Genomic DNA, 14,206 nt, shown 5'->3' with positions numbered 1-14,206 from the left:
GTACCGCTCGACCGAGTTCGATGCCGACCGCGGGTCGCACCGACGGGCGGGCAGCCGACCGCCGTATCGGTACGAATGCGGCGTCGCCCGTCGCACCAATACTAGCTGCGAGATCATCTGCCGGACTGGGGAATCGACTGTGGCTCTGGTGTAAGGTATGCACCCGACAAGTTCCGAAACAGCCTGAAGTGCAAGCGAACTCGCCGAATAGCGGCGTTCGGCCACATGTTCGGGTCGCGGTCTTCCACCATCGACGAGGCCTCGATCATCGCAGGTGATCCGGGACTTTCGGGCAGCCCTGACCGCAGGGCCTGCGGATCCACGGGAGGGGATCGCATGCTGATCGAGTTGGCCGTGGGGGACGCGTACGGCGCCGGGTTCGAGTACGCGGACCCGGGGCTCGTCGCCGAGCACAACACGTTGGCCGGGTATATCCAACATCCGACACATCTCGGCGTCCGCCCGGGCGCTTACACCGATGACACCCAAATGACCTTGGCGGTAGCGGAACTGCTGGTGTCGGACGAGCCGTGGGAACCGGCCCGGCTGGCCGAGCATTTCGTGCAGGCGTATCACCGTGATCCGCGCGACGGGTACGCCACCCGGTTCCAGCAGTTCCTCGACACCGTGCACACCGGCGCCGACCTGCTGCGCCGCATCGACCCGGCCAGCGACAAGAGCGGCTCCGCGATGCGGGCCGGGCCGATCGGACTGCTGCCGACCGTCCGCGAGGTGATGCAGTACTCGGACGTGCAGGCGCGCGTCACCCACGACACTCCCGCCGGAATAGCGGCGGCCCAGGCGGCCGCGCTCGCCGTGCACTACTGCCACCGGCAACTCGGGCCGGTGGCCGAACTCCCCCGCTGGATCGGCGATCGGCTCGATCCGAGCTGGACCCAACCGTGGCACGGCAAAGTCGGATCCAAGGGCTGGATGAGTGTGCGCGCCGCGCTCACCGCACTCACCTCGAGCCGCAGTCTCAGCCAAATCCTGCGCACCGCAGTGGCTTTCACCGGCGACGTGGACACCGTCGCGGCCATCGCCCTGGCCGCCGGATCCCGTTCGCCGCAGATCGAACAGGATCTACCGAATGAACTGGTGACCGGTCTCGAGAACGGCCCCTTCGGCCGCGACTATCTGCGCACGCTGGACGCGCAGTTGCTCGCTACCTTCTCCTGATCCTGCGCGAACGTGGGGTGCCGCCGGACGACACCCCACGCACAGCAACCTACTTCGTCAAATACACCGGCAGTCGGCGGTGCCCGTTGGAGACGAAGCTGCCGACCGGCTGCAACTCTGCCGGATCCACTGCCAACCTCAGGTCCGGGAAACGCTCGAACAAGGCGGGCAGCGCGATCGCCGCTTCGAGGCGGGCCAGCGGGGCGCCGATGCAGTGGTGCGCGCCGTGGCCGAAGGAGAGATGGTCCTTGTTGGTGCGGTGCACGTCGAACCGGTCGGCGGTTGGACCGTGCAGGTTCGGATCCCGTCCGGCACCGGCGTAGGAGGCAAGAATGGCCTCCCCCTTGGGAATCCGGATATCGCCGATCTCGATGTCGTCGACGGCGTAGCGCAACGGCAGGTGCGCGACGGGCGCCTCGTAGCGCAGCGTCTCTTCCACCACGTCCGACCAGGGCACCCGGCCTTCGACCACATCGGCGCGTTGTTCAGGGTGGGTCAACAGCGCGAAGATCGCCTGGTCGAGCAGGTTGACGGTGGTCTCGTGACCCGCGTTGATGACCAGCATCAAGGTGTCGACGAGTTCCTTCTCGGCCAGCTGTGCGCCGTCCTCGTCCTGGGTCGCGATCAGCACGCTGGCGACGTCGTCACCGGGCGTCTCGGTGCGGTAGGCGACGAGTTCGCTGATCAGCCGGTACATCTCGAGATAGTTGGCTTGCGCCTGCTCGGGCGTGAACGAGGTATCGAAGAATCCGTCGACACATTTGTGGATGGCGGCGCCCAGATGTTCCGGCACGCCCATCATCTCGGTGATCACCTGGATCGGCACCGGGTAGGCGAAACCCGCACGCAGGTCTACCGATTCGCCCGGCAGAGTGGCTGCCAGCGCGTTCAGCAGGTTCTCGGTGATCGCCTCGATCCGCGGCCGCAGCGCCGTGGTGCGGCGGTGCGTGAACGCGGGCGAGACCAGCTTGCGGAGTCGTCGATGGTCGGCACCGTAGGCGGTGAACATGTTGTCCACCGCGACCCAGGGCAACAACGGCCAGGCTTCGGTGATCTCGCCGTTGATGAACGCAGACCAGTGCTGCCGTGGATCCTTGGACACGCGCGGGTCGGCAAGGAGGCTCTTGAGCACGGCGGCATCGGTGGCCGACCACGCGGGCACGCCGCCGGGTAACTCCACCAGGGTGACGGGCCCACGCGCGCGGATGCGCGCGGACTCGCCTTGGATGTCGGCACCGGTCGTGTCCAGCACTATCGGTTCATGCTCCATCGGACGCTCCTTTTACACCATGTTCAACGGAGGGGACTTGGGGAAGACGACCGGCAATGCCGCGACCGCACGGTGGAACGGCCCTGGCCGCCAGACCAATTCGTCCACCCCGACGGCCAGTTCCATTTCGGGGAGCGCGTCGAGTAGCTGATCGATCGCGTCCTGCACGACCATGTAGGCGACGGACTTGGCCGGGCAGGCATGCGGCCCGGCGGCCCACGCCAGGTGCGAGCGGTTTCCGGTGCGATCACCGCCGCGGATCTCGGGATCGTTGTTGCAGCCCGCGAGACTGATGAGCACCGGCTGGTGCGCGGGCAGCCAGTTGTTGTCGATCAGGATCGGCTGGCGCGGGTAGGAGGTGCAGAAGTTCGCCATCGGCGGGTCGTTGAACAGGACCTCGTCGAGCGCGTCGCGGGTGGACATGCTGCCGCCGAGCACGTCGCCGCCGAAGCGGTCGTCGGTGACCATCAGCAGCAGGGTGTTGATGATCAGGTTCTGCTGCGGTTCGATGCCCGCGCCGTAGAAGCTGATCAGCTGGCACAGCATTTCGGTGTCGTCCAGGCCGGCCGGGTGGTGCGCTAGTCGGGAGGTGACGTCGTCGCCGGGGTCCGCGCGCCGCAGACCGATCAGCTCCAGCAGGGCCTCGCTGAGCATCTGCATGCCCTGGGCGGCGTTGACGGTGTCGAACAGCGCGGCCATACCGGTGGCGACCCGCTGACCCAGTTCGGCCGAGCAGCCGACCATTTGGTTCAGCACCTCGAACACCAGCGGGAACGCGTACTGGGTCACCAGGTCGGCGGAGCCTTCCTCGCAGAAACTGTTGATCAGCGGGACGGCGATCTTCTCGACGGTCAAATGCAGGGCGTGCAGGTCGATTCCGTCGATGGCGGCGGTGTAGGCCTGTCGATAGCGCGCGTGTGCGGAACCGCTGTTGCGCAAGGCGTTCGGGTACCACTCCATCATCGGCTTGACGGGTGAGTCGTCGGGGATGTGCTGCTGCCAGGTCCGTGGGTCCGCCGGAAAGTGCTCAGGGTCGTTGAGGATTCGCAGCGCCGCCTGATAGCCGACTACCAGGGTGGCGGGCACGCCGGGGGCCAGCTCGATCGGCACCAGCGAGCCGTACTTCCGGCGCATGTCGGCGTAGGCGCGATGCGGGTCGGCGGCGAACTCCGCGGTGTGCAGCCGCACGCGGGGGCCATCGGTATCGATCGGTGAGCCGTGCTGGACCGGGCAGACCCCCGGTGTGGCGGTATCGGACACGGTGAAGGGCGGCGTGGTCAAAGACGAGACTCCAGACGGTGTGAGCGCGGGCACGTGCCTCGGTCACGTGCATCAGGAATGGTCGGAGGTGTATCGGGACCCAACCGACCATAGGTGACCGCGGTGACGGGATGCACGTCGAGGACCGGAACGCAGTGCGGCGACTGTAAATTCACCGTGCCCCCCTCACAGTCCCTGCAGGACGCGGGATTTCGGCGAGCGAATCCGGGCTGTCCTGGCAGCCGTCCGGAACATGACGGCGCACTCACGGTAGCAGCATTGCGACAAAGTCTCTCTCGATGTGGCAAGGCGCTACGGCGTGCAAATATGCTGGGCTATCAGGGAATAGACCGATGCTGTCCGGTGTTTGCGCAGAAACTTCGGTTACCCGCGCAGGGCTGTCTCCGCCCACCGGGGGTTGCGGCCGGTGATGGCGACTGTGCGATCGATCAACGGGGCATTGTCGGATGTCTGGACGGCGGGACCCCACAGTTCGGGGACGGGAGCGTTCGGGACGAAGTCGGCGACGTGGTCGAAACAAGCCTGCAGTGTCGCTGTGGGCAGGGCAAAGGGGCGGCCGGTGGCCACCGCGAGATCCCAGCCGTGCACCACCATCTCGGTCAGCGCGATCTTGCCCCACAGCTCGTTCGGCAGTTCCAGTCCCGCCCTGAGTTCGGTGGCGCCTTGCCAGGCTGCCGGGTCGCCCCAAGCCTGGTCGAGGAGACGGACCGAGACGGCACCGGTGCGGCGGTGGTCGGCACCGCCATCCGGTGCTGCGGCTTCGCCGGTGTCCTTCCGTGCGATGGCGGCGAACGCCTGCGCTACCTCGTCGATGTGATCGATGAGTTGGGCGACGTTGTACTCGCTGCACGGGGTGGGGCGGGCGAGCTGATCGTCGGAGGTGCCGAGCAGCAGCTCGATCATGGTGTCGCAGGCCGGCTTCAGGTCGATCATGACGGTCTCCTCTGGTCGCGCACGCGTCGTGCGCCTCTCTTGTCGAGACGAGGAAGCGGACCCGAATTCATCGGTGCGCGGAAATCATTACCTCGCAGGTAATCGCTTCTGGTCAGCGAGGTTTCGATACTTGACGGACTGAGATCGACTCGGTGCGGACCAGGAGGCTTACCGACATGCTCTACATCACCACCGGCGACGATGTGCAGCTGTTCTACAAGGATTGGGGTTCGGGGGCGCCGGTGGTGTTCACGCACAGCTGGTCGTTGAGTTCCGCGATGTGGCAGTACCAGATGATTCCGCTCGCCGAGCAGGGGTTGCGGTGCGTGGCATACGACCGGCGCGGGCACGGGCGGTCCGATCAGCCTTGGGATGGATACGATTTCGACACACTGGCCGACGACCTCGCGGCCGTGCTGGAACGGCTCGACCTGCGCGGTGTCACCTTGGTGGGGCACTCCACCGGAACGCCGGAGATCGTGCGCTACCTGGCGCGGCAAGGATCCGAGCGGATCGCCAAGATCGTGCTCGTCTCCTCGGCGCTGCCCTTGATGCTGAAGACGCCGGACAACCCGGATGGTTTCGAGGCCGCTGAGCTCGAGCAGATGCATGCGTTGTGGCCCATCGACTTTCCGCGGTGGGTGCGTGAGGTGTCCGAGCCGTTCTTCGGGGTAGGACTGCCGGGCAACGAGATCTCCCGTGACCTGCTCGAATGGAGTGTGGCAGACACTCATTCGGTGTCGGTGCGAGCCATGATGAGCCTGGCGCACCCGGTGACCGAGACCGATCATCGCGACGATCTACGGCGAATCGATGTACCGGCGTTGGTGATCCATGGCGAAGCGGATGCGTTCAACCCGGTGGGGTTGTGTGGGCGGCAGACGGCGGCACTGATCCCGGACAGTCGTTTGAAGGTGTACGACAACGGTCCGCACGGGCTGCACCTGACGCACCGCGAGCAGCTCACCGGCGATCTGCTCGAGTTCATCAAGCAGTGACGCGAAGTCACCCAGCTGGTCAATTGACCTTGTAGAGCCAAGTATGGGGAGCGGCGAGTTCGCCGGTGGTGGACCAGCGGTAGGCGCGGGCGAGGCCGGTGCCGTCATAACTGCGCAGGTAGTCGACCAGGTCGGCGCGGTTCGTGTGACCGTCGGCGATCCCCTTCAGAACGATCGTCGTGAGGTCATAGGCTTCGGCGGAGCTCGGGCCTGGAGCGTGGCCGTTGAGAGTCTGGTAGTCACTGGCGAACTGGGCGACGACAGGGCCGCACGAGCAGGACAGGATCGCGCCCGCGGCCGAATCACCTGCCTGGGCAACGAAATCCGGCGTGACCGTGCTTTCCGCGGAGACGAAGGGGGCGGTTACACCTGCTCGTCTGAGCTGCTGGAGGAGCGTGGCCGCCTCTTCGTAGAAGCCGGAGTAGAAGATCGCGTCCGGCTCAGCGGCTACGACATCGGCTGCCAGCGTGGTGAAGTCGCGGTCTCCCTGTGCGATGTCCGCAGCGCAGTTCGGCGAGGCCGCGGAACCGAGGCTGGATACGGCGCTGCCCGCCAGGCTTCTGCCGTAACCGTTCTTGTCCTGGATGACACAGATCTTGCGGAAGCGAGCCGTGTTGACCAGGTACTTCGCCAGAGCGGTACCTTGGGCATCGTCGGCGGCCAAACCCCGGAAGAATGTGCGCCACCCATTGGTGGATAGTGCGGGATCGGTGGCCGACGGGGTCAGGAACGGCAGGCCCGCTTTATCGAAAATCTGTCCAGCGGCTTGGGTTTCGGCGGAGAACACCGGGCCGATCAACGCGACGATCGACGGGTCGTTCACGATTTGCGCGGCCACTCCCGCAGCCGCCTGCGCGCCGCCCGCGATATCGAATTCACGCAGTGCGACAGGGCATCCCGGGTTCGCCTTCGTGAACTGATCGATGGCCAGCTTCACGCCACCGTCAGCACTGCGACCTGCGCCCGCGTTCGGACCGGTGAAAACGGCTGTCGTGGCGATGGTTACGGGCGCACACCTGGCCTTGCCATCCCCAGCCGGAGTACTGGCGGCACCGGGCTTGCCGACTTCCTTACCCAGCGCATCGATCTGAATCAGCGGCTCGACGCCTCGAGGTGCACCAGCGGTCCCGGGAGCAATGGCACCCGACCAATCGATCGTCTGCGTCACACCGGGCCCGGACGAGGCCGGACCATTCGAAAACGATCCCGCATTCGCCCAAAGAATCCCCGCCACAACCGCTGCCACGGCAACCACCGCCGCCCCCGCGAGCCCGGCATTGCGCGCGGTCCGACCGGGACGCCGTGCCAGATCAGTCCCAGACGCACCCTCCCGCACTCCCGCCCGCTGCTCGCGCTGGTCCGCCGCCGGTGAGATGCGCTCACTGAACGCCGCTCCCCGGCGGGTATTGGTTCGCTCCTGCTGCCGAGTCCGCTCGCCCTCCGCGAGACCTGAGGCAAGACCGCCCGGCTGTTCCCGCTGGGTGGGCTCGCCCGGCGCCGCGCCTGTGCCCACGTCGCTCGACTGGCCCTGCCGTGTGCGCTCGCCAGGTGCCAGGCGTTGTGCGGATTCGCCGAACGCCGACTGCGCGGCTCGCTCAGTCGCGGCCGAACCTTGGGCGGATACACCCGACTCGGCCTGCCGAGTCCGCATGCTCGGAGTGAGCGGTTCCGCTGATTCGCCCCGCCGCGCGTGCTCGTCCGGCACTGGTTCCTGCGTGCCCTCACTCGGTTTCGCTTGCCGTCCGCCCGGAGGTGCCCACGGCTGCGGCACGGTAGGTGGTGCGTGGCCGGCCGATGCTTGAACACTCGGCGGTTGACTCTCCGGGCCGGACTTCGTACCGGTTGCTCCCCCGGGTACACCGGTCAGTGCTCGGCGCGCTGCGGTGGCGAGTTCCGAACAGGAGTCGAATCGGTCTGCGGGTTGCTTGGCCAGGGCCTTTGTCAGTACCGCGTCCATGGCGGGCGGCAAGTTGGGGTTGCGGGTGTGTATCGACGGTGGGGGTTGGTGGAGGTGGCCGGCGATTATTGCGGCCGGGTTGTCGGCGGTGAAGGGTGCGGTGCCGGACAGCAGCCAGAAGAGGGTGCAGGCCAAGGCGTACTGGTCGGAGCGGTGGTCGACGGACGTGGCGGACAGCTGTTCGGGCGAGGCGTAGGCCAGGGTGGCGGCGAACATTCCGGTTCGGGTCAGCTGGTGTGCGTCGTCGCGCAGGCGAGCGATGCCGAAGTCTGTCAACAGGACTCGCTCGTCCTGGCCTGCGGTCGGGTGGGCCAGCAGGATGTTGGCCGGTTTGACGTCGCGGTGCAGGACGCCGACGGCGTGCGCGTAGTCGAGGGCTTTGGCCGTCTCGGCGATGATGTCCACCGCGCGTTGCGGATCCACCGAGCGCGGATCGAGGGCTCCGGCGTCGGTGCCGTCGACGCACTGCATCGAGATCCACCGGATACCGTCGTCGACCCCGCGGTCGTACACCGCGACGATGTTCGGATGGTCCAGTCGCGCGACCAGTTCCGCCTCTCGTTCGAACCGGGCTCGCATCTCGTCGTTGGTGTGCAGTTCCGTGCTGAGCAGCTTCAACGCGATTCGCCGAGGCAAGCGCGGGTGCCGCGCCAGATACACCGACCCCATCCCGCCGCGACCGAGCTGGCGCTCGATCACGTATCCGGCGAAAACCTCACCAGCGCGCAGCATCCCGTCCTCTCAGACGTCGAGTCCCCGACCACATTCGCTCGATCGATGCGCTGCCGATCCCGACGCACCTACGCGGTCAGGTTGACCACCCGGTTCGACCGTGCCCGTCGTTCGGCCATCGTAACCTGCACATTTGCTATGAAGGACGGCCGAATGCGCTGGCTCGGACGCGCTGGAAGCGGGCAGTCATGCCACCAGGCACGGCGACTTCCTGCTACCACAGCGGAATTCCGTTGACCAGCGCCTGGCCAGTCGACCAGGCTCGACGCCGTGCACAGGAATACGGAACCGGTCAGGCTCGAGCCGCTGACGGAAGGCAACCTCACGTTGCTGCTCGACGCGGCGGTTGCCGATGCGGATCCGCTGGAAGTGATGCCGCCGGTGGACGGCGAGCCGGGCTGGAATGCGGCCCGCCGGCAGGCATTTCTGGACTTTCATCGCGGGCGGGCGCTGCGGGCGGAAGACCCCGTGGAGTACACATACGTGATCGCGGTGGGTGATCGGATCGTGGGCGCCGCCCGATTGCAACCCGGCGAGGACGGACCAGAGGCGGGGGTGTGGATCGGCCGCTCGGATCGTGGGCGTGGGGTCGGCCGCGCCGTTGCCGAACAGCTACGGGCACTCGCCGCGGAGATCGGCGCACACCAAGTCGTGGCCACCACCACCGTCGACAATTCGGCAGCGCGCAAGCTGCTCGACGCGGCGGCATCGACGGTCGACGGCAGCACTGTCACGGCGAAGCTGGCGCTCGACTGACACTCCGAAAACCTGTGGCAGAGTGGGGATTGATGTTCGGACTCGAATGGGATCACAACAGCTTCTACCACCGGTTTCTCGTGCGGCAGCTGCCGAAACCGTGCGCGCGGGTGCTGGATGTCGGCTGTGGGGCGGGAGCCTTCGCAGTCGAACTGGCGCGGCATGCCGACCAGGTGGATGCCCTCGATCGGTCGCCGGTGATGATCGACGCCGCGAAGCAGACGACGCCCGACAATGTGACCTGCCTCTTGGGTGACGTCCTCGAGCACCCGCTGCCCGCGAACGCCTACGACGCGATCGTGTCGATCAGCACGCTGCACCATATGCCGCTCGACGAGGCGTTGCCGGTGTTGGCCGCGGCGCTGCGACCCGGCGGGGTACTCGCGGTCATCGCGCTGCCGCGCGCCGATCTCCCGCGGGAGCTCCCGGTCGAACTCTTGGCGGCGGTCGGTCAGCGGGTGCTCGCGATCGGCTTCGCTGTGCTCCGCACACTAGGTCGCGGCAACTGGTATGCGAAAGGACAGAACCACGGCGACATGCCGGTGGTGCTGGATCCGCCGCTGACAACTCGTCAGGTGCGGCAGCAGGCGGCCGCGCTGCTGCACGGTGCACGAGTTCGGCGGCTCGTCTACTGGCGGTACGCACTGGTGTGGCGCAAGCCGAACAACTAGAACTGCCGGTCACTCGAGTTATCCACAGGTCGAATTGCGCTGTGGTGCAATCACTTCAAGCTGTGCACTGTTTCCGACAACGCGGCGCGCAACAGCTCGGCGTAAGCGTCGATATCCGGCAGGATCTCGGCATCGGCATGCAGCGAGATCGTGACGGTCTCGCCGAGTCCGTGGACGCCGTGCGTCAGCCGCATGACCGCACCGACGGCCGGAAAACCCCCGGTGAAACGGACCGGACCGCCACCGAAGGCGAGGTCCGCCGGACCGCGGTGGACGCTGGAGACCACGGTGTGACCGGCGATGGAGTCGGGCACCGTATCCAGCGGGTAGCGGGCGATGTCGCGGCGGAGCAGCGGCGCGGGAACAACAGCGGTGACCCGATCCTGAGCTGTCAGTAGCGGATGCTGTGCCCGGCGGCGACGGTCGGCCAGCGTGGCAGCGATCTTGTCGGCGCGGCGACGGAGCTCGGGTTCATCGATGAACAGGTCGACGCTGAGGCTGCGATAGTTGTTGCGCGCGTGCGCTGCCTCGGCATCCAGTGCCATCGGCACCTGCGCGCCGAGCCGCTCGACCGACGCGCCCCGACCTTTCAGGTAACGGGCGAGCGCGAGCGACACGGCGGTCAGCACGACAACCGTCACGGTCCGTCCCGGAACGCGCAATTCTGTTGCCGCACACACGATCAGCCGCACCTGATGGGCCGAGTCCGTGGTCGGTCCGGCCCGGTTGATCAGGCTGGATGGGAAGTCGGGTCCAGGTGGTGGCAGCTCCCCCGCCGTGGTGAGCTCGGCGAGTTCCCGCTGCGCCCGAAACGCCAGATACCCGCGAATTACCGTCCTGGCCAGGCGAATCGGCAGCTGTGCCAAGGCGAGCGCCACGGCAATCGGCGGCTGCTCGGAAATCCGTTCCTCGACCGACCGTGCCCACGTCACCGCTGCGGCAACAGGGGCGGAGCGCACCGCCGCATCCCGCGGGTCGGACCACGACTTCACGTCGACCGCCGCTGCCATGTCGGCGCCGGACAGCCGATTCGCTGGGGCCGCTCCCCCAACAGTTTTCGAAGCGGCGTCGTCTTCCTCGTTGAATAAAGCCCGCGCAATCCGAGCAGCACGCCGACCGTCGGCAAGCGCGTGCGACATCTGCAACACCACTACGAGCGCGGGCCCCGACTGACTCCCGGGCGCATCGGCGATGCCGCGAAACACATGCAACCGCCACGGCCGGACCGCCGCATCCACACCGGTCCCGACCACCGCACCGACCGCCGCCTGCAAGTGCGCCCAATCCGGTTCGGCCAGCGCATGTTCGACGAACTGATCGTCGGCGAACTCACACGGCACCCATGACGGATAGTCGAGATCCCCCGGCACGGCACGCGCCCGGACCCGCAGATCGGGGATGCGCGCGCTGCGCTCGGCAACGAAGGCGCGCAGTTCAGCGGACGGCCGCCCACTGTCCGCGAAGCAGTACAGCAGGAACAAATCGTTGCGGGTGCGGCCCGACAGCCAATACATCGTCGCATCCTGCGCCGCCATCGAGCTCACCCTCCGACAGTATCGAACCTGGCAGCAGCCCCGGTGCCCGGCGCCGAACGGGACGTAGCGGCGCCGGATCACGACCCATCTCGCACCCGCCGCCATCCGCGAATGATCTTGATCTGCAAGTAGATCGGCGAAAATCTATCGATTACAGCCGGACTACCTGCTACCGTCTGTAGTAGAACGCATACCACTCTCCAGGGGCGGGGTGTCGACCATGGCAACTCGAGTCGGTCGCAAGGTCAGCGCGCAGGCGAACTCCGCCGACGAGCGATATCAGGCCGCCAATTTCCTCAAGCGCTCGATCAACAAGGTCTTCCCGACGCACTGGTCGTTTCTGCTCGGTGAGATCGCGCTGTACAGCTTCGTCATCCTGTTGCTGTCCGGTGTGTACCTGACCTTGTACTTCGACCCGTCGATGACCGAGGTCGTCTACAACGGGTCCTATCAGCCGTTGCGCGGCGTGACCATGTCGCGGGCCTACGAGACGGCGCTGAACATCTCGTTCGAGGTGCGTGGCGGACTCTTCGTGCGACAGGTACACCATTGGGCCGCACTGCTTTTCGCGGCGTCGATCATCGTGCACCTGTTCCGGGTGTTCTTCACCGGCGCGTTCCGCAAGCCGCGTGAGGCGAACTGGGTGATCGGCTCGCTGCTGCTGATCCTGGCCATGTTCGAGGGTTACTTCGGCTACTCGCTGCCCGACGATCTGCTGTCCGGCACCGGCCTGCGGGCGGCGTTCTCCTCCATCACCCTCGGCATGCCGATCATCGGCACCTGGCTGCACTGGCTGATGTTCGGCGGCGACTATCCGGGCACCATCATCATTCCGCGCCTGTTCATCGCGCACGTGCTGCTGTTCCCCGGCATCATGCTCGCGCTGATCGCGGCCCACATCGCGCTGGTCTGGTACCAGAAACACACCCAGTTCCCCGGCCCGGGCCGGACCGAGCAGAACGTGGTCGGCGCGCGCATCGTGCCGGTGTTCTCGCTGGACCAGGGTGCCTTCTTCGCATTCACTCTCGGCATCGTCGCGATCATGAGCGGCCTGTTGCAGATCAACCCGATCTGGAACATGGGTCCCTACAACCCCTCGCAGATCTCCGCGGGTTCACAGCCGGACTTCTACATGATGTGGACCGACGGCATGATGCGCCTCATCCCGCCGTGGGAGCTGTATCTGGGCCGCTACACGGTGCCTGCGCCGGTATGGGGCGCGCTGATCATGGGCTTGGTGTTCACGGTGCTGATCGCCTATCCGTGGATCGAGAAACGGCTCACCGGCGACATCGTCCAGCACAACCTGCTGCAGCGACCGCGAGATGTTCCGGTGCGCACCGCGATCGGCGCGATGTCGATCGCGTTCTATGTCGTGCTCACGCTGTCCTGCGTGAACGACATCGTGGCCTACAAGTTCGACATCTCTTTGAACGCGACGACCTGGATCGGCCGGATCGGCATCCTGCTCGTGCCGCCGCTGGCCTACTTCGCGGCCTACCGGATCTGCTTGGGCCTGCAGCGCTCCGATCGGGAGGTGCTGGAGCACGGCGTGGAGACCGGGGTGGTCCGGCGGCTACCGCACGGCGAGTACATCGAGATCCACCAGCCGCTCGGCCCGGTGGACGAGCACGGCCACCCGATCCCGCTGCCATACCAGGGCGCGCCGGTACCGAAGAAGATGAGCAAGCTCGGTGCGGCGGGTAAGCCGGGCACCGGCAGCTTCTTCCGGCCCGATCCGTGGCAGGAGTCCGAGCGCAATCACGAGGCCGATCACGCGGAGGAGCGCAGGCAGCTCGCGGTGCTACGGAAATATCAGGAGCGCGGCAACGGCTCGCACGGTAACGGCTCGCCGCCTACGTCTTAATCAGCAGATGGCAATACTTGTTTGGCTTTCCAATGCGCAAGCTGTTCCTCAGTAGCAAGGACGTCGGGATGATCCGGCCCTACCAACCGCAACCGGTCCGCCAGTAAGTCCGAAAAACCGGTGACTGCCGCCGCCACATCTCCACTCCGTCCACACCACGATGCAAGGTTGTGACGTGCACGGAGTGTGTCGGGATGATCGGGTCCCTGAACCCGTAGCCGATCTGCAAGTAGCTCCTTATAGCCAGACACCGCGCCGGCCAGATCCCCACCTGCGCCTCGCCATGCGGCGAGGTTGCCCCGTGCTGCGAGAGTATCGAGGTGGTCCGGTCCGATCAGACGCGGAAGATCACTCAGCAGTGACTCGAATTCACGCACAGCCTCCTCGAGATGCCCTTCGTGCGCACGCAGGTTCGCGAGGTTCTGACGAGTGTTCAAAGTAAGCGTGGCGTCGGGTCCAAGTACCCGAACGCAGTCGGCGAGCGCCAGTTCCAATCCTTGAATTGCTCCAGCCCGATCCCCGCTCGCCCCCCGCCAGTACGACAGGTTGCGCCGAGTTGCGAGAGTATCAAGATCATCTGGCCCTAACACCCTCAAACTGTCCGCCAGCAATTCCTCGTACTCAGCGACCGCCGCGACGGAGTCTCCACTCTCGCCTCGCCAGTCCGCCAGGTCGTCACGGACGTCGAGCGTATCCGGGTGGTCGGGCCCCAAAACCCGTACGCAATCCTCCAGTAGGCTCTCGAATTCTCGAACCGCTTCACCAGGATCGCCGCTACTGCCACGCCAATGCGCCAAGCTGCCTCGGATGAGGAAGACCTCGACATCATCGGGTCCATTCACCTTTACGCTGTCGTCAAGCAGGTGCCCAAAACTTGTCACGGCAGCGTTCAGTTCGCCGTGGGCTGTCCCGGGTTCTTGTCCGCCGGGTCACGAGAATCAGGAGACCGATTGTAGATGGCGGTTGGTCTTCTCGAACTCCGATGGGGTGAGCCAGCCGAGACTGGAGTGTCGTCGTTGGCGGTTGT

At 66.1% G+C, this 14,206-nt stretch carries 11 protein-coding genes; 5 read left to right on the top strand and 6 right to left on the bottom strand.

The annotated features are described in order from the left end of the window. The first annotated feature begins 336 nt into the window (after window positions 1–336). Window positions 337–1,179: an ADP-ribosylglycohydrolase family protein gene (locus tag IBX18_RS37620; RefSeq protein WP_194838201.1), complete on the top strand. Its 843-nt coding sequence runs from the start codon at window positions 337–339 to the stop codon at window positions 1,177–1,179. Window positions 1,180–1,228: 49 nt separating this feature from the next. Here IBX18_RS37620 and IBX18_RS37615 read toward each other — a convergent pair whose 3' ends face one another. The 3 genes from IBX18_RS37615 to IBX18_RS37605 all read right to left on the bottom strand — a co-directional run bounded on the left by IBX18_RS37615 (window position 1,229) and on the right by IBX18_RS37605 (window position 4,663). Next, on the bottom strand, window positions 1,229–2,449 hold the full coding sequence (locus tag IBX18_RS37615) for a cytochrome P450 (protein ID WP_194838200.1): 1,221 nt from the start codon (window positions 2,447–2,449) through the stop codon (window positions 1,229–1,231). A gap of 12 nt (window positions 2,450–2,461) precedes the next feature. Further along, complete coding sequence (locus IBX18_RS37610) at window positions 2,462–3,730, bottom strand: cytochrome P450 (RefSeq protein ID WP_228542422.1); 1,269 nt, start codon at window positions 3,728–3,730, stop codon at window positions 2,462–2,464. Between the two features lie 363 nt (window positions 3,731–4,093). Then, window positions 4,094–4,663, bottom strand: a complete 570-nt coding sequence (locus tag IBX18_RS37605) for a TIGR03086 family metal-binding protein (protein ID WP_194838199.1) — start codon at window positions 4,661–4,663, stop codon at window positions 4,094–4,096. Between the two features lie 176 nt (window positions 4,664–4,839). On the opposite strand from IBX18_RS37605, the gene IBX18_RS37600 reads away from it, so the two are divergent. Continuing rightward, complete coding sequence (locus IBX18_RS37600; RefSeq protein ID WP_194838198.1) at window positions 4,840–5,661, top strand: alpha/beta fold hydrolase; 822 nt, start codon at window positions 4,840–4,842, stop codon at window positions 5,659–5,661. Window positions 5,662–5,680: 19 nt separating this feature from the next. Here the strand turns inward: IBX18_RS37600 and IBX18_RS43295 are convergent, their stop codons facing one another. Beyond that, window positions 5,681–8,350 (bottom strand): ABC transporter substrate-binding protein, encoded by a 2,670-nt coding sequence (locus tag IBX18_RS43295; protein WP_306796582.1) that lies wholly within the window; start codon window positions 8,348–8,350, stop codon window positions 5,681–5,683. A gap of 270 nt (window positions 8,351–8,620) precedes the next feature. Between IBX18_RS43295 and IBX18_RS37585 the strand changes: the two genes are divergently transcribed. Continuing rightward, the gene (locus tag IBX18_RS37585) at window positions 8,621–9,106 is read left to right on the top strand and encodes a GNAT family N-acetyltransferase (protein WP_306796581.1); all 486 of its coding nucleotides are present in this window, start codon (window positions 8,621–8,623) and stop codon (window positions 9,104–9,106) included. Between the two features lie 32 nt (window positions 9,107–9,138). Further along, a complete protein-coding gene (locus tag IBX18_RS37580) occupies window positions 9,139–9,777 on the top strand; it encodes a bifunctional 2-polyprenyl-6-hydroxyphenol methylase/3-demethylubiquinol 3-O-methyltransferase UbiG (protein WP_194838197.1) in 639 nt (212 codons plus the stop codon). Window positions 9,778–9,827: 50 nt separating this feature from the next. Here the strand turns inward: IBX18_RS37580 and IBX18_RS37575 are convergent, their stop codons facing one another. Next, on the bottom strand, window positions 9,828–11,312 hold the full coding sequence (locus tag IBX18_RS37575) for a wax ester/triacylglycerol synthase domain-containing protein (protein WP_228542444.1): 1,485 nt from the start codon (window positions 11,310–11,312) through the stop codon (window positions 9,828–9,830). Between the two features lie 220 nt (window positions 11,313–11,532). On the opposite strand from IBX18_RS37575, the gene IBX18_RS37570 reads away from it, so the two are divergent. Then, complete coding sequence (locus IBX18_RS37570; RefSeq protein ID WP_194838195.1) at window positions 11,533–13,179, top strand: cytochrome bc complex cytochrome b subunit; 1,647 nt, start codon at window positions 11,533–11,535, stop codon at window positions 13,177–13,179. Here the strand turns inward: IBX18_RS37570 and IBX18_RS37565 are convergent. Further along, window positions 13,176–14,060, bottom strand: coding sequence for a tetratricopeptide repeat protein (locus IBX18_RS37565; protein ID WP_194838194.1), 885 nt, complete (start codon window positions 14,058–14,060; stop codon window positions 13,176–13,178). The two genes, IBX18_RS37570 and IBX18_RS37565, sit on opposite strands and share 4 nt — an antisense overlap. Between the last annotated feature and the right edge of the window lie 146 nt (window positions 14,061–14,206).

The organism is Nocardia sp. XZ_19_369 (assembly GCF_015355715.1).
Lineage (GTDB): Bacteria > Actinomycetota > Actinomycetes > Mycobacteriales > Mycobacteriaceae > Nocardia.
Note: the sequence above shows the minus strand (reverse complement) of the source record. Positions and strands in the feature narration are given on the sequence as shown.